This is a genomic window from Corynebacterium sp. HMSC071B10, assembly GCF_001814825.1.
GTDB lineage: Bacteria > Actinomycetota > Actinomycetes > Mycobacteriales > Mycobacteriaceae > Corynebacterium.
The window spans coordinates 172284-197884 of record NZ_KV818004.1; the positions used below are offsets into that span (position 1 = coordinate 172284).

Below are 25601 nucleotides of genomic sequence, written 5' to 3' on the forward strand. Positions count from 1 at the left end.
CAAGCAAATGTGAGAAGTATTCCACTTTCGCCCCAAAAGGGAACCGACAGCCCAATTCGTGCGTCTAATAAGGGTTATCGCAAAACACGCGCGGTGCCGTCGACGCGGCGGGTCACCCCTGCCGCATCGAGATACTCGAGCAGCGGAATAGCCACGCGGCGGGTCGTGTCCCACGCCTTGCGCGCCTGGGAAGCGGTAAAGGGCGTATCGAGGTGGCGCAGGAGATTGGTGGCGTGCGTGGGGGCGTCGGCAAGCAGCACGATGTCCCGGTTCGCGCCGAGCCGGATAATGCGGCCGGCGCGCTCGGCAGCGGCGAGCTCCTTCGCGCCGAGCTCCCAGCGCTCGAGGTCAGCTGCCTCGGGTGCTTGAAAAGGAGCGCGGCGTAAGTGCTCCTCGAGCGACGCGATGCCGGGGGCGACAGCGGCGGGGGTGGTGAGCACGCCGTCGGCAAGCGTGAGCTTCGCTGCGGCGGCGGCAAGCGCCAGCAGCTGCGGATCCGGCAGGCCAAGCTTGTCGACGGCCGCCCCCGCGCTAAGCCCCGCCGACAGAGGATCACGGCGCGTGTGCTCGGCGACCGCCTCCAAAAGCTCGCGCTTCCACTCCATGACTTGGGTCGCGCGGATCCAGTAGCCGGCGAACTCGATGGTGCCCTGCGGCGGCTCCCCTGTCACCGGAAAGCCGAGGCGGGCCAGGTGCGCGGGCGTGACCGCGACGCGGCGGGCGATCTCGTGGGAGAGGTCGGGCAGCGTCGGCAATTCTGCGGCGCGGCGTCGGCCGTCGCCGCGGCGCGGCAGTTCGGGCGGGTCGACGTCGACAGTGCGCACTCCGGCGAGGATGTGCTGGGCACCGGGTGCGCGCAGGACCAGGGCGTCGCCGAGCGTGACCGGTAGCGGGCGCTCCAAAATAAGGCGCAGGTAGTCCTCGCCGAAGGGACGGATCTTCGCCGTGACCTGGGCGGTGCCGAGGTGGGCGTGGACTTCGTGTGGGAGTGCGGTGGCGGGTGTGCCGGTGGTGATGTGGGCGTCGAGAAGCGAAGTGTGCTCCCACGCCTCGGGGGTGCACAGTGCGTCTCCGCGGCGCACCTCGTCGGCGCTGATGTCGCGCAGGTTGAGGGCGGCGCGCATGGCGGGGCGGGCGGCGTCGACGGGTGTGTCCTCGGATTGGATGCCGCGGACTTTCACGTCGCGCGCGCCAAGCCGCAGCGTGTCTCCGGGGCGGATCGTGCCCGCGGTCAGCGTGCCGGTGACCACCGTGCCCGCGCCCTTGACGCTGAAGGCGCGGTCGACCCAAAAACGCACGCGAGCGGCGGGGTCAGGTAAAGGTGCTGCACGCAGCATCTCCACGCAGGCGGCGACGAGCGCGTCGAGGCCCTCGCCGGTGTGCGCGGAGACCTCGACGATCGGCGCGCCTTCGAGCGTGGTGCCCGCGACCTCGCGGGTGATCTCGGCGCGCACCTCGTCCCTGCGCTGCGCGTCGGCGCGGTCCGCGCGGGTCATCGCGATCACCGCATGAGAGATGCCGAAGGCGTCGATAGCCGCGGCGTGGTCGCGCGACTGCGCCATCCAGCCCTCGTCGGCCGCGACGACGAAGAGGACGGCGGGCACGGGACCAACGCCGGCGAGCATGTTGGCGATGAAGCGCTCGTGGCCCGGGACGTCGACAAACGCGACGTCCAACGTATCCAGCTTCGCCCACACGAAGCCCAAGTCGATGGTCAGACCGCGCTGCTGCTCTTCTTCCCAGCGGTCTGGCTCCATGCCGGTGAGTGCTTTGACCAGGGTGGATTTGCCGTGATCGACGTGGCCCGCGGTGGCGACGACGTACGGCATCAGCGTTCCGCCTCCGCGCACTCGAGCACCGCCTGTGCGATCTCCTCGTCGCGGTGCGGGGGCACACACCGCAGGTCCAGCAGCAGTTGGCCGTCGTGGACGCGCCCGAGCACCGCCGGCCGTCGCCTGCGCAAGGGGGCAGCAAGTACAGGATCGAGCGCGACCGCGTACCCAGGCAGCGGCACGCCGGGCGCTCCCCCGCCGCCGACGCGCCCGTCGTGCGCAACCACGGGCGCGCCCACACGCTCGGCCAGCGCTTGTGTGCGCGCCCGCAGCGTGTCGGGGTCCGCATGCAGCGCGGCCGAGGTCGGTGTTTCCGCCGCCCGCACCGTCGCCTCGAGCGCGGCCAGGCGCAGCTTATCGACGCGCACCGCCCTCGCCAGCGGATGCCGCCGCAACTTCGCAACCGCCTCGGCCCGCCCCATGATCACGCCCGCCTGCGGCCCGCCGAGCAGCTTGTCGCCGGAGAACAGGACGATGTCGGCGCCGTGGGCGAGCGCCGTTGCCGCGTCCGGCTCGTCCGGCAGCGCGGGGTCCGGGTGCAGCAGGCCGGAGCCGGTATCCACGATGAGCGACAGGCCGTTGGCATCCGCGATCTGGCGCAGCTGCGCCACAGAAGCCTCGGCGGTAAAGCCGTGGACTCGGTAGTTCGAGGGGTGCACTTTCAAGATCGCGCGCAGCGAATCATCAGCGGCGGCGCGCTCGTAATCGTGCGGGTGCGTGCGGTTGGTCGCGCCGACCTCCACCAGCTTCACGTGGGCGGACTCGATGAGCTCGGGCAGGCGGAACCCGGCGCCGATCTCGATGAGTTCGCCGCGCGAGATCGCGACCGAACCGTGCTCGGCAAGCGCAGCCGTGGCCAGCAGCAACGCGCTCGCGCCGTTGTTCACCACCAGCGCGTCCTCGGCCGCGGGGCAGGCCGCCAACAACGCCTTGCGCGCGCCCGCTCCCCGATCGCGGGAGCGCACCCCGTTTGCTAAGTCCATCTCCACGTCCACGTAGCCCGCGGCGGAAACCAGCGCGTCGACCGCCAGCGGGCCGAGTGCCGCGCGACCGACGTTGGTGTGCACCACCACGCCGGTGGCATTGAGCACGGGCGTGAGTGTGGTCGCGCCGGCGTCGATCAGGTTCAGGAAGTGCTCGGGGGCATCGTCGGGGTGGAGCTCGCCGCGTCGACAAGCAGCCTGCACCTCGTGCGCACAAGCCTTCAGCGCGTGCGGGGCGAGCGCAAGCAAAGTATCGGTACCTGGGATGTTGCGGCGCGGATCGCTCAAACTCGTGTCCTCCCTTATAAGCGCGTGGCGGAGACGGACAGGAATCGAACCTGCCAGACCGAGCTACTCGGCCTCACCAGTTTTGAAGACTGGGGCGCCCACCAGGACGCGTACGCCTCCGCGCAAAACGCTACCATAGGCCCCATGAGCACTACGAACCCAGAAATCCGTCTCACCCAGTTTGCTGCCGGCGGGGGCTGCGCCTGCAAGATCCCACCCGGCGAGCTCGAGGACGCCGTCAAAGGCCTGGTTGGCGTGAGCGACCCGAACGTGATCGTCGGCCTGGACGACGGCGATGATGCCTCCGCCATCCGCGTGCGCGAGGACCTCGCCGTGATTTCCACCGCCGACTTCTTCACCCCGGTGGTGGACGACGCGTACACGTGGGGCAAGATCGCCGCCGTCAACGCGCTTTCCGACGTCTACGCCATGGGCGGCACCCCGATTACCGCCATCAACCTGCTCGGATGGCCACGCGATGTGCTGCCGCAGGAACTCATCCGCGAGGTGCTCCACGGCGGACTCGACGGCGCGAGCGCGGCCGGCATCTCGGTGACCGGCGGCCACTCCATTTCCGCGCCCGAACCGATCTACGGCATGGCGGCGACCGGCACGATTGACCCGGCCCGCCTCATGCGCAACGACGCCGCCGCCCCCGGCCTGCCAATCACGCTGACCAAGCCGATCGGCTCCGGCCTTTTGAACAACCGTCACAAGGCCACCGGCGAGTGGTTCGAGCAGGCAGTTGAGGTGATGACCACGCTGAACCGCGATGCTTCCCGCGCCGCCGTCGAGGCGGGCGTGCGCGCGGCGACCGACGTCACGGGCTTCGGGTTGCTCGGCCACCTGTACAAGATGGCGCGCGCCTCCGGCATCGACGCGGTTATCGACCACACGAAGGTCCCGCTTATCGACGGCGCGCGCGACACCCTCGACAAAGGCTTCATCCCCGGCGGCTCGCAGCGCAACCTCGACTGGGTGCGCCCGCACGTCGACGCGGACGGTGTGGGAGACGACGACCTCCTGCTGCTCGCCGACGCGCAGACTTCCGGCGGCCTGCTGGTCATCGGCGAGGTGCCCGGCTACCCCGTCATCGGCGAGACCACCGAGGGCACCGGGCGAGTCCGCGTGCGCTAGCGCGCGGTCGTGATCGAGTCGCCGACCTGGCCGGCCTCCTGGCGGGCGCGCAAGCGGTTGCGCTGCGGCTCGACCACGTACTTCGGGTCCTCGGTGGAGCGTTTACCTGCGGCGATGATGCCGAAGCGCGTCAGGCAGGAGGCGGTGGCCAGCGCCGCACCGCTTAGCCCCGCGATGACGCGGTTCTTGCCGCCCAAAACAGCGCCGATACCACCGGCGACGACGAGCGCCTCGGCTGCCTTGAGCATGCGGCCAGCCTTGCCCTCCTGCATCGTTTCCGGCAGCGGATCGTCGAGCGCGCGCTTCACGCTTTTCGACGCCACGACGTCCGCCACCGCGCCCGCCCCCGCCAACACGCGGGCCGGGCCGTTGTTCGCGGTCGAGGTGGTCACCAGCGCCACGCCCGCCGATGCGCACGCGGCCGACGAGACGAACAGGTTGGGCAGCTGCTTGTGCGCGCCTTGCCACATCGGCACCGAGGTATTGCCGAGCAGCACCGCAGTGTAGACGGCCAGCGGCGCGCCCATGAGCCCGGAGAACACGCCCATCGGGGTGGCCAGCGCGTGCAGTGCCTTGCGCGCGGGTGCCGGCAGCGGGATGCGCTCACCGGTTAAGGTGTCTGCCTCCGCAGCTGCGGCAGCCACCGCCGCGCTGGAGAAGGAGCCGAGGATCCAGGACCCAACAGACATCGGCGAGGAGAGCTTGAACACGCGGAACATGTTCAAAAGGCGCTCGGGTCGGCCCAGGTCCAACACGAGGCAGCCGGAGCCGACGGCTGCGGCCACGGCTGCGGTGAGCCGGGTGTTGCGCTGCAGCTCGCGGTTGCCGGTCGCGCCCGCTCCGACGGCGAGCAGCGAGGAACCGCCTGCGACGCCGCCGAGGAAAAAGTACACGCCGATCGGCCACTCCCAGGGCGGGAACTTCACGATCGGGCGGCCGTAGTAGGAGTCGTAATGCGCGAACTCCGCGCGCGGCACCATCAGCTCCTCGCCGCGGCGCTGCTTCTTGCCGTGCGGTCCCTTCCTGTCCTTGCGGCGCGGGCCGCGGGGTGCTTCCGGCGGTCGGAATGCGTCGAAGTCTGCCATTTACTTTCCGCCTCCAATCACGAATGCTGCTGCCGCGGCGCCAACCAGGCCTGCTGCCGCGACAACGGCGCGCTTGGCCATCTCGGGCAGGTTCGCGGTGGGCACTTCGGGGTCTGGCGGGAGGCCGTAGACCTCGGGGGCGTCGAGAAGCAGGAAGATCGAGCCGGTGCCACCGACGCCGTCCTCGCTGTTCGCGCCGTAGAGGCGTGCCTCGGTCAGGCCCTGCGCGTGGAGCTCGGCGACGCGCGCCTTCGCCCTCGCCAGCATCTCCGTGTAGGTGCCGTACTGGATCGAGTTGGTCGGGCATGTCTTCGCACACGCCGGGCCCTCCCCGACTTGCTGCCGGTCAAAGCACATGGTGCACTTCTGCGCCACGCCGACGTTCTTGATTGGCGCGACCTCGCCGACGGTGAAGTCTTCGCCCTGCTTAAAGCGCTCGTTGCGCTTTTGCACCCCGCCGTCGGAACGGCGCTCGATCACGCCGAAGGGGCAGCCTGCTACGCACGTCCCGCAGCCGTTGCACACATCATCCTGCACGACGACGGTGCCGTGCTCGGTGCGGAACAGCGCACCGGTCGGGCACACATCGAGGCAGCCCGCATTGGTGCAGTGCTTGCACACGTCCGAGGACATCAGCCAGCGGAAATCCGGGGTGTCCGGCAGCTTGGTCTGCGATTCTTCAGGTGCCTCCGCCTCCGCCCCCGGCATGTTCGGCATACCGAGGGAGACGAGCTTCTTGCCCTCCTCGCGCGCCTGCGCGATCTGCTCCTCGCTCTGCTCGATAAACGCAACGTGGCGCCAGGTGTCCGCGCCCAGCGCACCGGTGTTGTCGTAGGACATGCCGGACAGGGCGTACTCGCCGTCCTGCGGGTTGCGGTTCCACTCCTTGCAGGCCACCTCGCAGGCTTTGCAGCCGATACAGATGGAGGTATCGGTGAAAAACGCCTTGCGGTTGTCCCTGTCATAGCCCACGTTGGCGGGCGATTCAGTAATCCGGTTTGTTGTCTGCAACTGGCCCTACCCTTCCTGGTCCGACATGTTGTCCTTGGTGGGATCGTCCTTCGCGGCCGAGGTTTCGCCTTGGCCTTGGCGGATGGCTTCGGACGACGCCCCGTCGTGAAGCACTGTCCCTGTGTCCTGATCCAAACCTGCGCGCTTCTGGTACTCGCGCACCAGCGCGACGCGATCCGCGCCACGCGGGCGGCGGCCCGGGCGGATGTCCACCGCCGAGACCTTGGAGGCCTGGATGTTCACGTTCGGATCGAGCATGATGCCCAGCAGGTCGTTCGGCCCATCACCGGAGACCTCGGCGTAATCGCCGCGGCCATAGTGGAAAGGCATACCGATCTGCTCGAAGGTGGCATCGCCGATCGTGAGCGTCTTGATGCGCTCGGTGACCAGCACGCGGGCCTCGATGGCGTTGCGCGGCGAAATGATCGTCGCCCATTCGCCGTTTTCCAGCCCGACGCGGCGCGCCAGCTCCGGCGAAACCTCGCAGAACAGCTCCGGCTGCAGCTCCGCCAGGAACGGCAGCGTGCGCGTCATCGCGCCCGAGGTGTACATCTCAGTCAACCGGTAGGTGTTGAGCATGTACGGGTAGACCTCCGTGCCCGGCTCGCCGAAGTTCGGCGCCGAGAGGTTGTCCTCCCCGCGCATCACAATGCGCGACGGCGACTGCTGCTGCGCGTACAACACGTTCGGGTACGGCGACTCCTGCGGCTCGTAGTGGGTCGGCATCGGGCCATCCACCATGCCGGTCGGCGCGAACAACCACGCGCGCCCGTCGTTTTGCATGATGAAGGCGTCGCTGCCAGACAGTGCCGCAGGGCCCACCGCGTCGCGATCCGGCTTGAAGCCGGGCGCTCGGTCCACGGGGAAGTCGACGACGTCGTTGGACTGCCACTTCTCCGCGTCCTCGTCCCACCAGACGAGCTTCTTACGCTCCGACCACGGCTTGCCGTCCTCGTCCGCAGAAGCGCGGTTGTAGAGCACGCGGCGGTTCATCGGCCACGCCCAGCCCCAGTCCAGCGCCATCTCGTCCTGCTCGGAGCCCGGGCGCTTGTTGGCGGAACGGTTCACATCGCCCGCGAACACACCGCAGTAGATCCAGCAGCCGGAGGAAGTGGAGCCGTCGGCCTTGAGGTCAGCGAACTTATCCACCAGCTGGCCCTTGCGCGGGCCCTCCAGGTAGTAGCCGTTGATCTCGCGCAGCACCGACTCGGGGTCGATCTCGCCGTGCTCGTCGGTGTCGTAGTCCCAGGTGATCTTCTGCAGCGGCAAGTCGCGCGGGTCGGTCGAGTCCTTCACGCGCTCCTTGATGCGCTTGCCCAGCTCGTAGAAGAACTGCAGATCACTATCAGCATCGCCCGGGGCGTCCTTCGCCTTGAAGCGCCACTGCAGCATGCGCTGCGTCTGGGTGAAGGTGCCCGCCTTCTCCACGTGGTTCGCGGCCGGGAAGAGGAAGACCTCCGTATCAATCTCCTCGGTGACAAGGTCACCCGACTTGATCTCCGGGGAGTCCTTCCAGAACGTGGCGGTCTCGATCTCCTGGAAGTCGCGCACCACCATCCAATTCAGCTTGGACAGCGCCATACGCTGCATGCGTCCGTTGGACTGCGCCACCGCGGGGTTCTGGCCGAAGACGAAGTAGCCGTCAACCAGGCCCTGATCCATCAACTGCAGCGTGTGGTACGTCGAGTGCGCGCCGGTCAGGCGCGGCATAAGGTCCATGCCCCAGTTGTTTTCCTCGGTGGCAGCGTCGCCCCAGTAGGTCTTCATCAGGGAGACCGCGTAGGTGTCACCCTTCTGCCAGAAGCCCTTCTGGTCGCGCTTGGACACCGCGGCCAGGTACTCGTCCCAGGTCTGCGCGGTTGCCTGCGGCATCGGCAGGTAGCCGGGCAGCAGGTGAAACAGCGTCGGCACGTCCGTCGAGCCCTGGATCGAGGCGTGACCGCGCAGCGCCATAATGCCGGAGCCCGGTCGTCCCACGTTGCCCATGAGCAGTTGCAGGATCGCACACGTGCGGATGAACTGCGCACCCATGGTGTGCTGCGTCCAGCCCAGCGCGTAGGCGAAGCAGGTCGTGCGCTCGCGCCCGGAGTTTTCCACGATGGAGTCCGCCAGGTAGTAGAAGTCCTCCTGCGAAATACCGCAGGCTTGCTCCACCACCTCAGGGGTGTAGCGCGAGTAGTGACGCTTGAGGATCTGGAAGACCGTGTTCGGGTCCTGCAGCGTGGGATCCGTCTTGTGGTCCCACGAGACCTGCGCGTCCCAGTTCTTCTGCGGCTGCCAGGTCGAGTTGTCGTAAGCGCCGGTCTCCGGGTCGTAGCCGGAGAACAGCCCGTCGAGGTCCTCGGTGTCCTGGAATTCTTCGCTGATCAGCGTCGCAGCGTTGGTGAACGCCTTGACGTACTCCTCGAAGTACAGGTCATTCTGCAGCACGTAGTTGATCACCGCGCCTAGCAGCACAACATCGCTGCCGCCACGGATCGGCACGTGCTTATGCGCCACTGCCGACGTTCGCGTAAACCGCGGGTCGACGTGGATGATCCGGGCACCACGTGCCTTGGCCTCAATGACCCACTGGAACCCGACCGGGTGTGCCTCGGCCATGTTCGAGCCCTGGATGACAATGCAGTCCGCATTGGCCATGTCCTGCAGCGGCTGGGTTGCGCCACCGCGTCCAAACGAGGATCCCAAACTGGGAACCGTGGAGGAGTGTCATATACGGGCCTGATTTTCGATCTGCACCGCGCCGGAGGCGGTCCACAGCTTCTTAATCAGGTAGTTTTCCTCGTTGTCCATCGCGGCACCGCCCAGGCCAGCAATGCCCATGGTGCGGCGCAGCGCGCGCCCCTCTTCGTCAAAGTCCTGCCAGCCGTTCTTACGCGCCTCCAGGAAACGGTCGGTGACCATGTCCAGTGCAGTGTCGCGATCCAGGGTCTGCCACTCAGTGGCACCCGGTGCGCGGTAGAGGATCTCAGTCAAGCGACCGGGCGCGTTGACCAGCTGCTCGGAGGCCGCGCCCTTCGGACACAGGCGACCGCGCGAGTGGGGCGAATCCGGGTCGCCCTCGATCTGGATGACTTTCTCGTCCTTGACGTACACGCGCTGGCCACAGCCGACGGCGCAGTACGGGCAGACGCTTTTGACGACGCGGTCCGCATCTTCAATCCGGCCCTGCATCGTCTTACTCTTGTGCGATTCGGTGTTCTCACCACGGGCGAAAAGGTCACCGTCTCGCATCTGGCGCACAACCGGCCAGTTCAGGGGACTAAAACGAGACATGCCCCCTACCCTAGCCGAAGTTGCCCTCCACCACGAGTTTTCCAGCGCGCCGCCAGTTCTTTCCACTCTCGCGCTACATAATTGATTCAACTTTGATACATTCAGTGTGCTTGGCCTCCAACGTCCAAGCATTTCTGCCGAAAACTCCATTTTTCTTACAGCCTGAACCGAGTGAGCATGCACACTTCTCCCCGCCGCCGCGCACTGCGCAGCACCACCATCGCCAGCGCTGTTGCGCTCTCCCTCACCGTGGCCTCACCAGGTGCCGGTGCCGACGAAGACTCGAATGAGGAAGTCTTCGGTTCTGGCCCGGACGCCTCGGCCGAGTTCTCCGAGCAGTACGCCGCGGAGCACGGAGTGGAGTTCCACTACCAGCAAAACCAGGTAGGCACCCAGGACGCGGTGAAGATGCCAAGTGGGGCGACCGTACGTGTCATGGGCGATATCCTCGGCACCTGGTCGCAGGGCGTCGGCATGGGCGCAACTGACCTCGGCGTGATGGCACCGCTGGGTGGGAAAGACTTCGCCATGATCTTCGGCGATTCCTTTACCGGCGGCACGGTCTTCGACGGGGACTGGATGAGCCCGACGGGTCTTGTCGGCCACGTCGACAAGGACGGCTTCGTGCAGGTCTCAGGCCCGCTCAACGACGGCAACCGCGTGCGCCCGCTGATCAGCTACGCACCGGAGAAGGACTTCACGCTGCTGCCCTCCGACATCATCAACATCGACGGCACCCTCTACATGCAGGGCATGTGGAACCGCGGCCTGCACAACGTCAGCAACACCCAGATCTGGAAGTCGGATTCGCGCGGCAAGCGCTGGACCTCGGTGGGCTACACCAGCCACAACTACCTCAATGGCCTGGGCGACATGATCAGCTGGGAGCAGGGCCCGGACGGCTACATCTACGTGGTGATGTCCTCCTTCGAGCGTAAGGACGACGTGTACCTCTCCCGCTTCAAGATCGAGGATATCGGCGATCGCGACAAGTGGGAGCTGTTCAACCCGGGTTCCGGCGAGTGGGGCGACCACTACGCCCCCATCATCGACCACCGGATGCAGGCCGGCGAGATGAACTTGCGCTACATCCAGGGTTACTGGGTGCTCGTGATCTTCAACAACGAGACCGGGGCGATCGAGGTCCGCATTTCCGACGAGATCGCCCGCAATTGGAACGACGTGCCGGTGACCACGATCGCCAAGAACGGCAGCTGGGCAAACCCGCAGTCGCCACGTAACTGGTCGCAGCCCTACGGCGGCTACATCGTCCCGGGCTCAACCATCGACAACCTGGACGTGGTGATCTCGCAGTGGAACACCGGCACCCACAAGCGCTACATGGCGACCCAGTTCAACGTCCGCGGCCTGGACGAGATCTACGGCATCGATGCTGCTTCCCTGCCCGCCCTGCCGGAGCCTCCCGTGGCCAACGACATCCCGGGCGCTGATGGAAGGAGCGCCAGCAACAGCTCGCTGAGCTCCGGCATGGACGAGACCACTGAGAAGATCGTCACCATCGTCGGCGTGCTCGGCGGCATCGCCGCGATTGCCGCCATGTCCTTCCCGTTCTGGCGCGACATGCTGCCGCCGCAGCTGCGCGAGATGCTGCACATCTAGCGCCAGCACAGACAGAAGCGCCCCCGGCTACCACCGGGGGCGCTTTCGCGTCGTTGCAAGCCTTACTCGGAGACGAGCCCCGGCTTCGCGTGCTCCTCGGCGTTTTCCAAGAAGTCTGCCGACGGGGCGAAGAAGTTCACGCCGGTCAGCGCCTCGGAGAAGTCTAGGATGCGGTCGTAGTTGCCCTCGGGCTCGCCGATGAACATGCGTCGCAGCATGCGCTCGGTGATTTCCACGTCCTTGGCGTAGCTCATGAAGTAGGTGCCCTGGTTGCCCAGTGCATCGCCGAAGGTGAGGTTGTTGCGCACGATCTCGAGCGACTCGCCGTCCTCGTCCTTGACCGAGTTCACGGCCACGTGGGAATTGGCAGGTTTTACGTCCTCGTCGAACTCAATGTCGTCGTGCTTGGTGCGGCCGATGACTTTCTCCTGCTCCTCTACCGGCAGCGCATCCCAGTCCTTCAAGTTGTGGATGTACTTCTGCGCCACGATGTAGGAGCCGCCGGCCCACTCACCCTCGCTGATCAGCGCAGTCTCGATGCCGGCTTGGCCGCGCGGGGACTCCGTGCCGTCGACAAAGCCGAGCGGATCGCGGAAGTCCTGGTACTGGAAGGCATGCACCTCGTCGTATTCGGCGACGGCGCCGTCGAGTACGACGTTGATGCGGCGCGCCAGCTCGAAGGCCACGTCGTACTCGTCGGCGCGAATGTGGAAGAAAAGATCACCCGGCGTCGACGGCGCGTGGTGCTTGGTGCCCTGCAGCTCGCGGAAGAGGTGCAGGCCTTCCGGCTTCGGGGTGTCAAACATGCGCTCCCACAGCTCGGCACCGATGCCCACGACGGCGCTGAGTTGCGCCGAAGGCCAGCGGAAGCCAACGCCGTTGACCAGGCCCTGCAGGCCGGTGATCGCCTCGAGCGCTTGCTTCTCGACGCCCTCCTTCAGCGTGATGGTCAAAAAGATGGCGTCCTTGGACTGGGGCAGGATGACAGTTTGCGAAACGTCAGCTGAGTGCTTTTCGGTCATGCGCCCCAGCTTACCTACCACTGAGGCGAGTCCACATCCACACCTGCTGCCGCTGCATGGGCGGTGACCAGCTCGAGGAGGTAGTCCTGCGCACCAGCGTAGGCCTCGTGGAAGCGCTCGTCGCCGACGTACATGCGCGCCAGGATCAGCTGCCGGGCCGGGGTGACCTCGTACCACTGCGCGATCGAGTCGCGGTGTGCGGCCACGAGCCGCTCCGCTTCCTCCGAGCCCGGTTCGACTCCTGCATCACGCGCGGCGACGAGCGCCGCGGCGAGCTCCTCCTGCTCGCGCATGAGCTGCTGCGCCTTCGTCGCGTCCACCTTGGACAGCGCTTCCTGGGACTGGGCCCACTCGGGGGTGTGCCCCCAGCGGTTTTCAGCCTCTTCCTGGTAGGCCGGGAACTCCTCGCCGAAGTACTGCTTCATATCTTCCATGGTCAGTGTGCCTTTCTGTTGCTTGTCCATCATTTCCTCGACCGCTTGGAGTTGGGCCTCGAGTGCGTCCCGGCGCGTGCGCAGAGCCTCGTGGTGGGCGGAAAGTGCGCGTGCGAGGTGGGACGGGGAGGCGTCGAGAAGCGTTGCGATGCGCGCAAGCGGGATGCCGATGCCCTGGTAGAGGGCGATCGCCGCGCCTCGTTCGAGGTCAAAGTCGTCGTAGACGCGGTAGCCGGTGCTCGTGCGCTCGGGCTGCAGTAGCTCGAGTGTCTCCCAGTGACGCAGTGCCTTTGGGGTGACGCCGAGGATGTCGGCGGCTTCGCCAATCGTGTAAGCGGTCATAGGTGAAAGTGAACAGGTTGCCGTAGGGGCAAGGTCAAGCGCGGGCGCGTGGAACCCAGATCCACCCCTCCTCCGCGACGAGTTCTGCCTGGTCAGCGGGCGGGGCGATGCAGCGCCCGGCGCGCACCTCGCGGGCGATGAGGGCGGCGATCACCGCGTCGAGGCAGTCCGCGCTTCCCACTGCAAGCGAGCGCCGGTTGCCCCAATCCAGCCCGAAGCGCGCACTGAGCCCCGCCGCGATCTCCTCGCGGACAGCTCGCCCGGCATCGCCCGCGCCCTTGTAGCCGCGATGCCGCATCCCCCACTGCTTGAGCGCGGCGGCCGGGTACACCTCGGCGACCTTGCCCTCACCGCCGCGGTGGGTGTTCACGCCAGCGGCACGCAGGCGTTGCTCGATTCCTGCCCAGCGCAGGGCGGGGTGCGCGATCCGCTCGGCGGCCACCGGCAACGGGGTCACGCCTGCGGTGCGGCGGACTTCCAGGTCGGTGAAGCGGTTGACCAGCTCGCGCCGCGCGTCCGGACCCGCTCCAGCGGGCAAGCCGTCCTCCCCCGCTGCGTGAGCGTTGAGGAACTCCCGAAACGCCCGCGGCCACCCGAGCGGGATGTCCACGCCGGTGAGTTCGGCGCGGGCAACGTGGGTGGTGAGGTGGTCGTCGGTGGCGGTGCACGTGGCGTCGATAAGCAATGGCCCAGCGGGCGTGACCTGGATCAACGCAGTGCCGGTCTTGGCGGGGTCGGCGGCGAGGTCGATGCCGAAATAGTACTGTTCCACGCGCAAGAGCTTAGAGGTAGAGTGACCCGCGTGACGCAGCAACGATCCCCTTGGGCGGCTCTGTGGAGCATGATGCTCGGGTTTTTCATGATCCTGGTCGACTCGACCATCGTTTCCGTGGCGATTCCCGCGATCACCGCGGATCTGGGTGCGAGCTACGGCTCGGTGATCTGGGTCAACAGCGCCTACCTGCTCGCGTACGCGGTGCCGCTGCTGATTACTGGGCGCCTCGGCGATCGCTTTGGGCCACGCACGATCTACCTGATCGGCCTTGCGCTCTTTACCGTATCCTCGCTGGCCTGCGGGCTGGCGGGCACGATCGAGGCGCTCATCATCGCGCGCGCCTTCCAGGGCCTGGGCGGGGCGATGGTGACCCCGCAGACGATGGCGGTAATGATCCGCACCTTCGCGCCCACCGAGCGCGGCGGCGCGATGGGTGTGTGGGGCGCGACCGCGGGAGTGGCCACCATTACCGGCCCGCTTCTGGGCGGGCTGCTTGTCGACGCCTCCGGGTGGCCCTGGATCTTCTACGTCAACATCCCCGTCGGCATCCTCGGACTCATCCTCGGTTGGAGCTTCGTCCCCCGTCTCGAGCGCACCGCGCGCACTTTCGACTGGGTCGGCGTCGGCTTCAGCGCCGTGGGTATGTTCTGCCTGATCTTTGGCATCCAGGAGGCCAACGCGCTCGACTGGGACTGGCGGGCGCTCGCCTTGATTATTGGTGGTCTCGTGCTGCTTGTGGTTTTCGTCGCCTGGCAGTCACGGATCCGCCAGGACGCCCTCGTGCCGCTGGAGCTTTTCAACGATCGCAACTTCTCGCTCGCCGCCGTCACCATCGCCACCGTCGGTTTTGCCATGTCCACCTACATGATCCCGTGGATGATCTACATCCAATCCGTCCAAGGCTTCTCCCCCACCAGTGCGGCCCTGCTGCTTGTGCCGGCCGGGCTGGTCTCGGGCACGCTCTCGCCGTGGATCGGCAAGCTGACCAACACGCATCAGCCCAACCCCTTCGCCATCACGGGCCTGACTCTGCTGAGTCTTTCCATCGCGCTGACCGCGTGGATCACCGACCCGTTAATCAGCCCCTACTGGCTGGTCGCTATCTCCGTGCTCAACGGCGTGGCCAACTCGATGGTGTGGGGCCCGCTGTCCATGATTGCCACCCGCAACCTCCCCGGTGCCCTCGCCGGCGCGGGATCCAGCGTCTATAACACGCTGCGCCAGGTCGGTGCCGTCATCGGTTCCGCCGCGATCGCCGCGCTCATGTCGGCCCAGCTCGACGCGCAGCTTGGCGACGGTGCCGGCGACGCCGCCGTCGGCCCGAGCACAGGCTCAGGACTGCCCGAGGCACTGCACGCCCCGTTCGCACTGGCGATGTCCCACTCGCTCTACCTGCCCGCCGCCATCACGCTGCTTGGCGCGGCGTTGGCGTGCGGCTTCGCGCGTACGAAGAGTTGGAACGACTAGATGCCATACTGGTGGCTATGAGCTCTCCCCTTGCCCCCTCTCGTCCACAAAGCGAATTGCACCTTGCACGCGGCGTGGCTCCCATCATTGAGCAGATGCTTGGCGACGGCCAATCATCAATCGTCTCAGACGTGAAAATCTGGTCTCCTGAAGTAGCCGAAGAACTCCGCCATCGGATCGAGGACAACCCGCTGACAGGCAAGCGGGACCAGTGGAGCAAGTTGAGCGAGCAACTCACCGGCGCGCCAGAAGCAGTAATCCTGCTGGCGGCGGAGTTAGTTCTCCTGCGCGATCACGCTGAGCGCACACTCACGCTCGACACCAGGGTGAAGCACCTGAAGAAGGTTCTCGCACTTGCGGGAATTGATGCGCTCCCTGAGTGGCTTGGGCAGATGCTGAAGAACCGTGAGCCCTCCGGATTCAAGGGTGGCCAGGGTTACCACGGCGCGTTGTGGAAGCAACTGATCTGGCTTGCAAAATTCGTCGCACATCTCCGTTCCCAGGACATAGCTACGCGCGAGGCGTCACGCAGCGATGCGTGGGAGTTCCAGCTGCTGATGCTTGACATCGAGGACGACACCTCAGGCATCCGCAACGCGTTGCAATACTTGGCGTTTCCCGAGGTATTTGAGCCAATCTCCTCAAACCCGATGAAGGCAAAAATTCGCCGGGGTTTCGCTGACTGGATCACCCCGGAGCCTGGTGATAGCCCTGATGCAGTAGACCGGGACCTTCTGGCAATCCGCCGTGCACTCGCAGAAGAACGCGACGAGCCCTTCCATTTCTGGTCACCAGGCATCGTCGAACAGTGGAGCGAAGCGACAGCACCCCAAGCAGCCGATGAGGATGACGACAGCGTCCGCGGCATGCACTACTGGACATTCGCGCCGGGCGCCAACGCGCACAATTGGGAAGCGCAGCGCGACGCTGGCCTGATGGCCCTGGACTGGCCATCTCTCGGAGATTTTGCCCAGTACGCCTCACGGGAGGATATCCGTGCCGCGTTGGATACGCAGGGTACCGGGAAAAGCTTTTCAAACCACACGCTCGCGGTGTGGGAGTTCCAGCACCGTATGGAGCCTGGTGACGTAATCTACGCGCGCCGTGGGCGCAACGAGGTCATTGGACGCGGCGTGGTCCGCGGTACTCCAGAGTTTCATCCCGAGCGCACGACCTTCCGCAACACCCGAACGGTGCAGTGGACCGATACTGGCTCTTGGGAGCCGCCCTCGGCGTTTGCTACAAAAACACTCACAGACATCACTCGTTTCCCCAAACGCGTTGCCGCGCTCGAGTCGCTTTTCGACGCCAGCCCCGAACCCACCGGGCCTGCACCGCTCAAAAGCACGTACACGGAGGAGGACTTCCTCCGCGATGTCTTCCTCTCCGACGAGCGCTTTGATCGTCTCCGTACCCTGATCAGGCGGAAGAAAAACGTCATCCTCGCCGGACCACCCGGCGTCGGCAAAACCTACGCTGCGCGTAGGTTGGCATACTCACTCATGGGTGAAAAAGATCAGGCACGAATCAGCACCGTGCAATTCCACCAGAGCTATTCCTACGAAGACTTCGTGCGCGGTTACAGGCCGACAGATTCCGGTGGCTTCGAACTCCAATCTGGCCCCTTTTACGACTTTTGTGAACGCGCTCGCGAAGACGCAGATAACGACTACTTCTTCCTCATCGACGAGATCAACCGCGGCAATATCTCGAAAATCTTCGGAGAGCTATTGATGCTGATCGAAGGCAGCAAGAGAGGACACTCGATCCAATTGCTCTACGAGGGCGAACTGTTTTCCGTCCCAGAGAACCTTTACATCATCGGCATGATGAACACTGCAGATCGCAGCCTTGCGCTGCTTGATTATGCGCTACGCCGCCGCTTCGGATTCTTCGAGCTCGCGCCTGCCTTCGAATCCGCACAATTTGACGCCTACCTCGCACAGCAGGACAGTCCGCAGTTAGCACAGCTTGTCACGCAACTCGGGCTTCTCAACGAAGCGATCGAGGCAGACCCTGCTCTCGGGCGCGGCTTTGCCATTGGCCACAGCTTCGTCATGGCAGAAGACTCCGCGTTAGAAAACAACCTCTGGTTGGAATCCATCGTGGAAGACGAGCTGATTCCGTTGCTTGACGAGTACTGGTTCGATCAACCAGAGCACGCTTCCACCTGGGCAAATACTCTTCGAGACGCAATCGATGGCTAACACGAGTGTCCTCATCGGCAATGTGTACGTCATGATGGCGTACGCCTTTCGGTGCCTGGAACGCGTACCGACCAGTGCCGGTGCCCCGCAAGACTTCGAGCATCTCCACGATCTGTTGGCACACGTCATCGCTGAGGAAACCGCGCGGCAGCTGCGGCGCGGCTTGCACCACGATTACGTGCCGCAGCGGGAGGAACTGCGCACTATCCGCGGCCGCGTGAACCTGTCGGCCACGCTTGCCCGACAACGCACGCAGCGTGGCACAGTCGTGTGCGACTACGAGGAGTTTCTCCCCGATACGGCCCACAACCGCGCGGTCCACGCCGTGCTGCTCATGCTTGCTCGCAACGCAGACGTTGCACCGGCTAGGCGACGCGCGTTGACGAGGCTGCTGCCCTACTTCACACAAGTGCCACGGATCCCAGTACACGAAATCAACTTCGACCAGCTCCAGCTTCACCGAGCAAATAGCTCTTATCGGTGGCTACTCGGGGCATGCGAGCTTGCGGTGAAAGGCCTGCTCCCTGGCGACACGCACGGTGATACCGCGCTCGCCTGGCAGCGCACGGAGGCAATGAGCGCGCTGTTTGAAAACTTTGTCAAAGAGTATTTCCGCTTCCATCACCCGCAACTCCGAGCGCGCTCGGCGCAGGTGGTGTGGGATCTTGGGGACGGGCGCAGCGTCGGCAAGCAGCAACTGCCAAACATGCGCACCGACATCACACTCACCGGTCCGGAATCCACGCTGATTGTTGATACCAAGCTCTACGCGCAGTCGATGAGCTACGGACGTTTCGGCAAGGCAAGCCTGCATTCGGGCAACCTCTATCAAATCAATGCATACGTGCGAAACGCCGCGGCCGCATCGTCTGTGCCCGTAGGTGGCTTGCTGGTATATGCGCGCACCGACGGCCCCATCCAACCCGAACTCGACGTTGAAATCGGCGGACACCGAATTGGTGCGACAACGATTGACCTATCCAGCCCGTGGCCGCAAGTGCGAGCACAACTGGAGGCAGTACTTGACAGGTTCCCCGCACACGCGTAATTCCTGCGATCTTTTATAGTGGGCACGCACTACCCCCTGCACGAAAGGATGCTACCGTGGCCGACACTCCCGAGATGCGCGTGGGCGACGCCGAGCGTTCTGCAGCCCTTGACCGCCTAGGCACGCATTTTGCCGACGGCTACCTCGACGTCGCCGAGTTTGATGCACGCACCGCACAGGCCGCCTCGGCCACGACGCGCGGCGAACTTGAGTCGCTTTTCCGCGACCTACCGGAGCCTTCCCACAGCAAGGAGCTGGCCTCCCCAGCGAACACGACCCGCGAGGCCGAATTGGAGCGCAAGCTCCGCGTGAAGCGGAACTGTGATCGCGCGGCGGGGCTGGTTGTCGGCTTCGGCGCGGCGGTCTTTTTCCTGCTGCAATTCGTCTTTGATGTCTCAATGGCCTGGGTGGCCTGGCCAATCGTTGGTGTGGTGTGCCTGGGAATTTATTCCTTCGCCGATATTTCCGAAGAAGAGTACGACGTGTTGGAAGAGCTCGAAAAGGAGGACAACAAGGAACGAGCGGAACGGCTGCGAATCGCGTATGAGCGTCGCAAAGAGCTGGGCAAGTAGCGCAAACCTTGGGGCCGCCTGCATTGCGGATCACAATTTCTTTGAAATTTATCCCTCGGCATAGGCGAGAATCTATTAACCTAACGTTCATCACGTTTCCCGGACCAAAGGACGAACCATGCACACCTCTCGCCCCGCCCTGGCCCTAATTGCAACCGCCGCACTGCTTTTCCCCACGCTCGCCGCTTGTTCCTCCGACAGTGAGGGCGGCTCGGGCGGCGACACTGCGGGTGGTGAAAGCTACTCCATCGGTATTAGCCAGCTCGTGCAGCACCCCGCGCTCGACGCCGCGACCGAGGGCTTCAAGGAAGCCTTTGCCGACGCCGGCGTGGACGTCGAGTTCACCGAGCAGAACGCCAACGGCGAACAGGCCACCGCACTGACCATTGCGCAGCAGTTCGCTGGGCAGAACCTGGACCTGATCTTGGCCAACGCCACCCCGGCGGCCCAGGCAATGGCGCAGAACGTCACCGACACCCCGATCCTGTTTACCTCCGTCACCGACCCGGTCGAGGCCGAGCTGGTCAACGATTGGGATGCGCCGGGTGCCAACGTCACGGGTACCTCGGACAAGACCCCGCTGAAGGATCAGTTCGACCTGATCGAGCAGCTCGCTCCGGACACCAAGACGATCGGTATTGTCTACGCCTCCGGCGAGGTCAACTCGCAGATTCAGGTGAAGGACGCGGAGAAGGAGGCTGCGGAGCGCGGCTGGACCGTCGAGACGCAGACAGTGACCAGCGTGGGCGAGATCCCGCAGGCGGCAGAAACGCTCAGCGGTGTTGACGTTTTCTACGTACCCACCGACAACATGGTCGTCTCCGGCATTTCCTCGCTGGTGCAAGTTGCCGAGCAGCACCAGATCCCCGTGATCGGCGCCGAGGCTGGCACCGTCGAGGGCGGTGCCGCGGCCACTATCGGTATTGATTACAAGGAGCTCGGCCGCCAGACTGGCGAAATGGCGCTGCGCATCCTGCGCGACGGCGAGGATCCCGCCGAGATGCCGGTGGAGACCGCCACCGAGTTCTCCTACGTTGTCAACGAGGACGCTGCGAAGGCGCAAGGCGTCGAGATTCCCGAGGAGATCCTGAAGCAGGCTGAGACCGTATGATCCCGGCGCTCGAACTTGGGCTGATCTACGGGGTCATGGCGCTGGGCGTCTACCTCACCTTCCGCGTCCTCAACTTCGCGGATCTGACGGTGGACGGCTCGTTTACCACCGGCGCCGGCACCGCCGCGGTGCTCATCCTCGGCGGGGTCAATCCCTTCGTGGCCACCGCTGCGGGGTTCTGCGCTGGTTTTGCCGCGGGCGTGGTCACCGGTCTCTTGCACACCAAGGGCGGTATTGACGGACTGCTGGCCGGTATCCTCACCCAGATCGGCCTGTGGTCGATCAACCTGCGCATTATGGGCGGGGCGAACCTGCCGCTGTTGCGCAGCGACACCGCTTTTACCCCGTTGAAAGATGTCGGGCTGCTCCACTCCTGGGGCGGGGTCGGCCTGCTCGTAGTTTCCGTGCTGCTGCTCGCCCTGGTGGTCTACTGGTTCCTCACTACCGACCTCGGCCTGGCAATTCGCGCGACCGGCGACAACGGGCAGATGATCACTTCCTTCGGCGTGTCCACTGACGCGACGAAGATCCTCACGCTCGCACTGTCGAACGGGCTGGTCGGCATGTCCGGCGCGCTCGTGGCGCAGTTCCAGGGTTTTGCCGACATCTCGATGGGTATTGGCCTGATCGTGGTCGGCCTGGCTTCGGTCATCGTCGGCCAGGCGATCGTGGGCCAGCGCGCGCTGCTGCAGGCGATCGTGGCCGTCATCGTCGGTGCGGTGGCCTACCGCATGATCATCTTCTTCGCCCTGCAGGTCGGCCTGAACCCGAACGACATGAAGCTGGTCTCCGCGGTCCTGGTCATCGCCGCGCTCCTGTTGCCAAAGGTGCTGCCCTCCACCGGGCGCAAGCGCGGCAAGAATGCGAAGCCAGCCGCAAGTGCAAAGGCGGACGCATAATGCTGACTATCTCGAACGTGCACAAGACCTTCTTCCCCGGCACCGCCAACGAGCGCACCGCGCTCGCCGGCGTTGACCTGGACCTGGCCGAGGGCGACTTCTGCACCATCATCGGCTCCAACGGCGCGGGCAAGTCGACGCTGCTCAACACCGTCGCCGGTCGCCTGCGCCCGGACACGGGCAGCGTGCACATCGACGGCACCGACATCACACGGATGAAGGAGCACCAGCGCGCCACCCTGATCGGCCGCGTGTTCCAGGACCCGCTCGCCGGCACCGCCCCGAACCTCACGATCGAGGAGAACCTCTCCCTTGCCTACCTGCGCGGCAAGCGCCGCGGCCTCGGCCGCTCCCTGAGCAGCACACGACGCGAGTTCTTCCGCGAGCAACTTTCCACCCTGGAGCTCGGGCTGGAAGACCGCATGGGACACAAGGTGGGCTTGCTCTCCGGCGGTCAGCGCCAGGCGCTCTCCCTGCTCATGGCCGGGTTCACCCAGCCAAAGGTGATGCTTCTCGACGAGCACACCGCCGCCCTCGACCCCCAGCGCGCCGACCTAGTGACCACGCTCACCCACAGCATCGTGGAGGAAGGCGGGCTGACCACGCTCATGGTCACCCACAACATGGAGCAGGCACTGCGAGTAGGCAACCGCTTGATCATGATGCACGAGGGCAAGATCGTGTGGCAGGCCGCAGGCGAGGACAAGAGTAAGCTCTCCGTCCACGACCTGCTCGCCCAATTCGCCAAGATCAAGGGCGCAACCTTGTCTGACAAGGCGTTTTTGGGCTAGCACCCGTGAGCCGCGGCAAGCCCCGCGCGCCGAAGCAGCGCATCGAGGGCGACTACCCCATCGCCACTGGCACCGCCGCCATCCTCGCCGACCCGGCGCGCGATGGCGGCTATACGCTTGAAGTCAACCGCGTCCCCTCCTCCTACGTGGTACTCGGGGCACCAGAGGTCCTCCACTACGACTACATGCGCTGGTTCGCCGAGATCCTCGCCTCCCGCACCCTCCCCGAAAGCTTCTCCGCCGTGCACTTGGGCGCAGGCGCGTGCTCTTTTGCCTCCTACATGCAGCACCGCTCCCCGCGCTCCTCCAACGTCGCGGTCGAGTTGGACCGCGAACTCGCCAAGCTGGTGCGCTGGGCTTTTGACCCGCCGGTGGAGCTGAAAGTCGCCGAGGCCCGCGCCTTTACTCACGCGCTCGCGCCCGGCTCCCAGGACGTGATCGTCCGGGACGTCTTCGCTGGCCCCACCACCCCACGCGCGCTGACCACCGTGGAGTTCTACACCGCCGCACGGCGCGCACTGCGCCCCGGCGGGCTGTTCCTCGCCAACATCGGCGACACCGCCGGGCTGCCCACCACCCGCGCCGAACTCGCCGGCCTGCGAGAAGTGTTCGGGAACACGGTCGTGCTGGCTGAAGGCAATGGGTACGGGAATGTGGTGGTTGGGGCGTCGACAAGCGAGCTCGAGGTGCCTGGGGCCTTGGCTTTAGACGCCCACGAGCACACCCCGCGCCGCGACTGATTAAAGTCAATCGGCGTCCATCAAAGCTATGCACGAAGGAGGCCAACGTTGCACCATTTCAGCCCGCTGTTTCACATGGGGCCCGCAAAGCGCGACCACATTCCGGCGTTTCGCACCGCGCTAGGCGTGGCGATCCCCATGTTTACGCTGCTGGCGCTTGGGCGACTTGACCTTGCTATTTACGCGAGCTTCGGCGCGTTTACCGGTGTGTACGGCAGGCATGCCACGCGCGCGATGCGGCTGGAGCACCACATCCTGGCCGGCATCGCGCTGACGCTGTCGGTCACGCTCGGCGCGACGATTGCGTGGTTCAGCCTCAGCCCGTGGATTCTGCTGCTGGTGAGCTCAGTGACGTCCTCGGTGTGGGCGACGATCGCGCTGGCCACCGACATGAAGCCGACCGGGTCAGTATTTGTGATTTTCTCGGTCGCTGCGGTCGGCTCCCTCGACGACCCGGTGCATCCGCTGCTCGCCTTCGCCATCGCTGGCGGGGCCGCGCTGGTGTGTTTGCTGCTCGGCCAGCTGTCCCACCTCATCGGCGAAGGTCCGGGTGGCGATGTGCACGCGCCCGAGCGACCCAACCGCGCGCCGGACGCAGGCCCCGTGCCGCGGCGGCGACTCCGGGTGGAGGCCAGCCGCTTCTTCTTCTCGCCGCTGCTCGCCGGCACCATCGGGCTGATCTCAGTGACATTGATCGATCCGCTTTCCCACTTTTACTGGGCGATGGTCGCCGCCGTGGCACCCCTGGTCAACTCGCGGTTCAAGGTGCAGTACTACCGCGCTATCGAGCGCGTCCTGGGCACGCTGAGCGGCATTGCGATTACTGGCTTCTTGCTCTCGCACTCGCTGCAGGGATGGCAGATCGTGGTGTGGATCGTCGTGTTGCAATACCTCACCGAGATGTACGTGACGCGCAACTACACCATCGCCGCAAGCTTTATCACCCCGACCGCGCTGCTGATGATCCAGACGGTGCAGGCCGCCCCGGTCGGCCCCATGCTGCTGGCGCGAACGGCCGAAACCGCGCTCGGCGCGTTGGCCGCGCTGACCATCATCGCGGTTGGCTACGTGCGCACATACCCCTCGGTGGTGCGGCCCTCCCGCGGGGCTAAAGCGCAATCTCCTCGCCAGTAGCGGGGCGGAAATACACGGCACGCTCGGCGTGCAGCGTCTTAAAGTGCGGGCTGGTGACCTCGGCGAGCGCGCTGATGTAGTCCGGCACCATCGCCTTCGGGATGCGCAAGCCCATGGTCAGGTGTGGTACCCAGCGGGCCCCGCGACCATGCGGGTTCAACGCGCTCAGCGCCCGAGCCGCCGCGTCGAGCTCCTCCGGCGCTTCAAGCAGCCAGGCGACGGTCTGCTTCGACTTCGTGCCGAAGACCACCACGCCAACCCGGTCCAGCCGCGCGGGCAACAGCGGCGGGAGCAGGGCCGCGGCCTCCTCCACGACGCGTTGCTCCATGTGCTGCGCAAACGTCACCGAAATGTGCGGGCGCTGGTGCTGCTGCGGAAAGCCCTGCTGGTGCAGCGCCGCGTAGATCGAACGCACTTCCTCCTCCTCGCGTTCGCTCAGGCGAAGGAGGATATTTTCCGGAGAGCGCGCTGACATACGTATCTGTTAGACGAACTCGATCGAATCAAGCAGCTGCTGGAACTCCGGTGCCAGCTCCTGGATGCGCCCCACATCCGCGGTGAGCACCACCATCACCACCCAGCGCGTGTCCCCGCCCTGCTCACGCAGGATGAGGTAGTTCTGCAGCTGGGCGACCTCGCCCCGGGCACCGTCTGCGGCAGACGCACTCAGCGTGACCTGCTGCAAGCCCGCATTCCCATCCGGGCTGACCTCGCCCTGCTCCACGCGCGGGTTCTGCCCGGCCTGCTCCAGGCGCGCGAGGTTGTCCTTCATCACCGCCTGCATGTCGGCGTCCTCGGCGAGCGTGGCGGTCAGCCCGCTAATCGTCGGTGGCATAAACACGGACTGCTCGGCGTCCGCGGGGCGGGTAAGCAGAAAACCCATGTTCGCGGGCGTCGATACCTGCACCCAGTGCTCGTTGGGAAGGGAAAACTTGTACTTCGTGGCCATGGTGCTCAAGGGTACGGCACGGCCGCTTCTCGACGCACGCGCGGAGCCTTAGTGCGATGCGTTCACGTTTCCGCGTCCCCAAACGTGGGCAACCAATACAACAATGTGTTGCATTCCTCCACGCGCGGCGCAGAATACACATTAGGGGCCGCTACTGGCCCGTCTACACACATTCACCCCAAGGGAGCAGACCATGACCACCTCCTACACACCGCGCCCGCGAAGCAGCCGGCTCAGCTCCGCACTGAACTGGAGCATCGGATTACTCTGCGCACACGGAGCAATCGGCCTCATCTTCGGCGCGCTCGTCCTCGCTTCACCCGCTCGCGCCACTGCGGTGCTCACCCCGTTTGTCGGCTACGTGATCGCCTTCTGGCTTCTTGCGACGGGGGCAAGCGAGCTTGCAGTTGTCCTCCGCCTGCACCGCGACCTGCCCGGCTGGGGCTGGGACACTTTCTTCGCGGTAGCGACGATCATCGCCGGCGTCATCCTCCTGTTTGTCCCAGTCGGCACGGGCTTCTTCGCCGCAATGCTCGTACTGTGGTGCATCGCATTAAGCGTGGTGTTCCGCGCCGTCACCCTGCTGCGCACGAGCCAGGGTTGGGGCGTGGGCATTGGCATTATCTACGTCATCTTCGCAGTGCTGATGATCTGGCTCATCGTCTCCAATCCAGCCGAGTCCGTCACCGCGCTGGTGTGGACTGCCGGTATCTGGGGCATCGTCTGCGGCGTAACAAGCCTTGTCCTTGCATGGCAGATACAGCGCACCCGCAGGTCAATCGGCGCGGCATTCGGAGTGCAGCGCTAAACAGAAACGTCCTGACATCTTAGCGACCCCCTGTTTCCATGTTAGCGACGTTGTGTTGCTAACATGTGGT

At 65.3% G+C, this 25601-nt stretch carries 22 protein-coding genes and 1 tRNA gene; 12 read left to right on the forward strand and 11 right to left on the reverse strand.

Annotation, left to right across the window (positions count from 1 at the left end):
- Positions 1–74: 74 nt before the first annotated feature.
- From selB to HMPREF2990_RS05600, 3 genes are all read right to left on the reverse strand, one after another.
- Positions 75–1829, reverse strand: coding sequence for a selenocysteine-specific translation elongation factor (selB, locus tag HMPREF2990_RS05590; RefSeq protein ID WP_070763087.1), 1755 nt, complete (start codon positions 1827–1829; stop codon positions 75–77).
- Positions 1829–3103, reverse strand: coding sequence for an L-seryl-tRNA(Sec) selenium transferase (gene selA / locus HMPREF2990_RS05595; RefSeq protein WP_210399963.1), 1275 nt, complete (start codon positions 3101–3103; stop codon positions 1829–1831). Before selA ends, selB begins: the two co-directional genes overlap by 1 nt.
- 25 nt (positions 3104–3128) lie before the next feature.
- A tRNA-Sec gene (locus HMPREF2990_RS05600) sits at positions 3129–3223 on the reverse strand.
- Between the two features lie 24 nt (positions 3224–3247).
- Between HMPREF2990_RS05600 and selD the strand changes: the two genes are divergently transcribed.
- Positions 3248–4240 (forward strand): selenide, water dikinase SelD, encoded by a 993-nt coding sequence (gene selD, locus HMPREF2990_RS05605; protein WP_070763166.1) that lies wholly within the window; start codon positions 3248–3250, stop codon positions 4238–4240.
- Here the strand turns inward: selD and nrfD are convergent.
- Genes nrfD through fdnG form a run of 3 tightly spaced genes read right to left on the reverse strand, consistent with a single transcriptional unit; the run spans position 4237 to position 9612 of the window.
- On the reverse strand, positions 4237–5325 hold the full coding sequence (nrfD, locus tag HMPREF2990_RS05610; RefSeq protein ID WP_070763089.1) for an NrfD/PsrC family molybdoenzyme membrane anchor subunit: 1089 nt from the start codon (positions 5323–5325) through the stop codon (positions 4237–4239). The two genes, selD and nrfD, sit on opposite strands and share 4 nt — an antisense overlap.
- Positions 5326–6336 (reverse strand): 4Fe-4S dicluster domain-containing protein, encoded by a 1011-nt coding sequence (locus tag HMPREF2990_RS05615; protein ID WP_038589632.1) that lies wholly within the window; start codon positions 6334–6336, stop codon positions 5326–5328.
- Between the two features lie 6 nt (positions 6337–6342).
- Entirely contained in the window at positions 6343–9612 is a 3270-nt protein-coding gene (fdnG, locus tag HMPREF2990_RS05620) for a formate dehydrogenase-N subunit alpha (RefSeq protein WP_210399964.1), read from the reverse strand.
- A 177-nt stretch (positions 9613–9789) separates the two neighbouring features.
- Here fdnG and HMPREF2990_RS05630 point away from each other — a divergent pair, with 177 nt between their 5' ends.
- Complete coding sequence (locus tag HMPREF2990_RS05630; protein WP_070763091.1) at positions 9790–11232, forward strand: DUF4185 domain-containing protein; 1443 nt, start codon at positions 9790–9792, stop codon at positions 11230–11232.
- A gap of 62 nt (positions 11233–11294) precedes the next feature.
- Here the strand turns inward: HMPREF2990_RS05630 and HMPREF2990_RS05635 are convergent, their stop codons facing one another.
- From HMPREF2990_RS05635 to HMPREF2990_RS05645, 3 genes are read right to left on the reverse strand one after another with little or no spacing between them, the layout of a single operon-like run.
- A complete protein-coding gene (locus HMPREF2990_RS05635; protein ID WP_070763093.1) occupies positions 11295–12254 on the reverse strand; it encodes a Dyp-type peroxidase in 960 nt (319 codons plus the stop codon).
- A 14-nt stretch (positions 12255–12268) separates the two neighbouring features.
- Complete coding sequence (locus HMPREF2990_RS05640) at positions 12269–13030, reverse strand: MerR family transcriptional regulator (protein ID WP_070763095.1); 762 nt, start codon at positions 13028–13030, stop codon at positions 12269–12271.
- Positions 13031–13064: 34 nt separating this feature from the next.
- Positions 13065–13802: a DUF429 domain-containing protein gene (locus tag HMPREF2990_RS05645; protein ID WP_083317028.1), complete on the reverse strand. Its 738-nt coding sequence runs from the start codon at positions 13800–13802 to the stop codon at positions 13065–13067.
- A gap of 69 nt (positions 13803–13871) precedes the next feature.
- Between HMPREF2990_RS05645 and HMPREF2990_RS12685 the strand changes: the two genes are divergently transcribed.
- The 9 genes from HMPREF2990_RS12685 to HMPREF2990_RS05690 all read left to right on the forward strand — a co-directional run bounded on the left by HMPREF2990_RS12685 (position 13872) and on the right by HMPREF2990_RS05690 (position 23774).
- On the forward strand, positions 13872–15272 hold the full coding sequence (locus HMPREF2990_RS12685; protein ID WP_070763097.1) for a DHA2 family efflux MFS transporter permease subunit: 1401 nt from the start codon (positions 13872–13874) through the stop codon (positions 15270–15272).
- 17 nt (positions 15273–15289) lie between these two features.
- Positions 15290–17479 carry an AAA family ATPase gene (locus HMPREF2990_RS12690; RefSeq protein WP_246817455.1) on the forward strand — a complete coding sequence of 730 codons (2190 nt, stop codon included), beginning with the start codon at positions 15290–15292 and terminating at the stop codon, positions 17477–17479.
- Positions 17472–18527 carry a 5-methylcytosine restriction system specificity protein McrC gene (locus tag HMPREF2990_RS05660; RefSeq protein ID WP_070763098.1) on the forward strand — a complete coding sequence of 352 codons (1056 nt, stop codon included), beginning with the start codon at positions 17472–17474 and terminating at the stop codon, positions 18525–18527. Before HMPREF2990_RS12690 ends, HMPREF2990_RS05660 begins: the two co-directional genes overlap by 8 nt.
- A 74-nt stretch (positions 18528–18601) precedes the next feature.
- Positions 18602–19099: a DUF1707 SHOCT-like domain-containing protein gene (locus HMPREF2990_RS05665; RefSeq protein WP_070763171.1), complete on the forward strand. Its 498-nt coding sequence runs from the start codon at positions 18602–18604 to the stop codon at positions 19097–19099.
- A gap of 118 nt (positions 19100–19217) precedes the next feature.
- On the forward strand, positions 19218–20210 hold the full coding sequence (locus tag HMPREF2990_RS05670; protein ID WP_070763100.1) for an ABC transporter substrate-binding protein: 993 nt from the start codon (positions 19218–19220) through the stop codon (positions 20208–20210).
- Positions 20207–21109: an ABC transporter permease gene (locus HMPREF2990_RS05675; protein WP_070763102.1), complete on the forward strand. Its 903-nt coding sequence runs from the start codon at positions 20207–20209 to the stop codon at positions 21107–21109. The genes HMPREF2990_RS05670 and HMPREF2990_RS05675 overlap by 4 nt, the downstream gene beginning before the upstream one ends.
- On the forward strand, positions 21109–21900 hold the full coding sequence (locus HMPREF2990_RS05680) for an ABC transporter ATP-binding protein (RefSeq protein WP_070763104.1): 792 nt from the start codon (positions 21109–21111) through the stop codon (positions 21898–21900). Before HMPREF2990_RS05675 ends, HMPREF2990_RS05680 begins: the two co-directional genes overlap by 1 nt.
- Positions 21901–21905: 5 nt before the next feature.
- On the forward strand, positions 21906–22640 hold the full coding sequence (locus HMPREF2990_RS05685; protein WP_070763105.1) for a spermidine synthase: 735 nt from the start codon (positions 21906–21908) through the stop codon (positions 22638–22640).
- Positions 22641–22688: 48 nt separating this feature from the next.
- A complete protein-coding gene (locus tag HMPREF2990_RS05690) occupies positions 22689–23774 on the forward strand; it encodes an FUSC family protein (RefSeq protein ID WP_141757811.1) in 1086 nt (361 codons plus the stop codon).
- Here the strand turns inward: HMPREF2990_RS05690 and HMPREF2990_RS05695 are convergent.
- Complete coding sequence (locus HMPREF2990_RS05695; protein ID WP_038589612.1) at positions 23749–24249, reverse strand: hypothetical protein; 501 nt, start codon at positions 24247–24249, stop codon at positions 23749–23751. The genes HMPREF2990_RS05690 and HMPREF2990_RS05695 overlap by 26 nt on opposite strands.
- Positions 24250–24258: 9 nt before the next feature.
- Entirely contained in the window at positions 24259–24723 is a 465-nt protein-coding gene (locus HMPREF2990_RS05700) for a hypothetical protein (RefSeq protein ID WP_070763107.1), read from the reverse strand.
- 193 nt (positions 24724–24916) lie between these two features.
- Here HMPREF2990_RS05700 and HMPREF2990_RS05705 point away from each other — a divergent pair, with 193 nt between their 5' ends.
- A complete protein-coding gene (locus tag HMPREF2990_RS05705) occupies positions 24917–25531 on the forward strand; it encodes an HdeD family acid-resistance protein (protein WP_038589606.1) in 615 nt (204 codons plus the stop codon).
- Positions 25532–25601: the final 70 nt, after the last annotated feature.

Excerpts from the sequence above, each read along its gene's own strand:
- selB (WP_070763087.1), bottom strand. The coding sequence starts at position 1,829 with ATGCCGTACGTCGTCGCCACCGCGGGCCACGTCGATCACGGCAAATCC.
- selD (WP_070763166.1), top strand. The coding sequence starts at position 3,248 with ATGAGCACTACGAACCCAGAAATCCGTCTCACCCAGTTTGCTGCCGGC.
- nrfD (WP_070763089.1), bottom strand. The coding sequence starts at position 5,325 with ATGGCAGACTTCGACGCATTCCGACCGCCGGAAGCACCCCGCGGCCCG.
- HMPREF2990_RS05630 (WP_070763091.1), top strand. The coding sequence starts at position 9,790 with ATGCACACTTCTCCCCGCCGCCGCGCACTGCGCAGCACCACCATCGCC.
- HMPREF2990_RS05635 (WP_070763093.1), bottom strand. The coding sequence starts at position 12,254 with ATGACCGAAAAGCACTCAGCTGACGTTTCGCAAACTGTCATCCTGCCC.
- HMPREF2990_RS05640 (WP_070763095.1), bottom strand. The coding sequence starts at position 13,030 with ATGACCGCTTACACGATTGGCGAAGCCGCCGACATCCTCGGCGTCACC.
- HMPREF2990_RS12685 (WP_070763097.1), top strand. The coding sequence starts at position 13,872 with ATGATGCTCGGGTTTTTCATGATCCTGGTCGACTCGACCATCGTTTCC.
- HMPREF2990_RS12690 (WP_246817455.1), top strand. The coding sequence starts at position 15,290 with ATGAGCTCTCCCCTTGCCCCCTCTCGTCCACAAAGCGAATTGCACCTT.
- HMPREF2990_RS05660 (WP_070763098.1), top strand. The coding sequence starts at position 17,472 with ATGGCTAACACGAGTGTCCTCATCGGCAATGTGTACGTCATGATGGCG.
- HMPREF2990_RS05665 (WP_070763171.1), top strand. The coding sequence starts at position 18,602 with ATGCGCGTGGGCGACGCCGAGCGTTCTGCAGCCCTTGACCGCCTAGGC.
- HMPREF2990_RS05670 (WP_070763100.1), top strand. The coding sequence starts at position 19,218 with ATGCACACCTCTCGCCCCGCCCTGGCCCTAATTGCAACCGCCGCACTG.
- HMPREF2990_RS05675 (WP_070763102.1), top strand. The coding sequence starts at position 20,207 with ATGATCCCGGCGCTCGAACTTGGGCTGATCTACGGGGTCATGGCGCTG.
- HMPREF2990_RS05680 (WP_070763104.1), top strand. The coding sequence starts at position 21,109 with ATGCTGACTATCTCGAACGTGCACAAGACCTTCTTCCCCGGCACCGCC.
- HMPREF2990_RS05695 (WP_038589612.1), bottom strand. The coding sequence starts at position 24,249 with ATGTCAGCGCGCTCTCCGGAAAATATCCTCCTTCGCCTGAGCGAACGC.
- HMPREF2990_RS05700 (WP_070763107.1), bottom strand. The coding sequence starts at position 24,723 with ATGGCCACGAAGTACAAGTTTTCCCTTCCCAACGAGCACTGGGTGCAG.
- HMPREF2990_RS05705 (WP_038589606.1), top strand. The coding sequence starts at position 24,917 with ATGACCACCTCCTACACACCGCGCCCGCGAAGCAGCCGGCTCAGCTCC.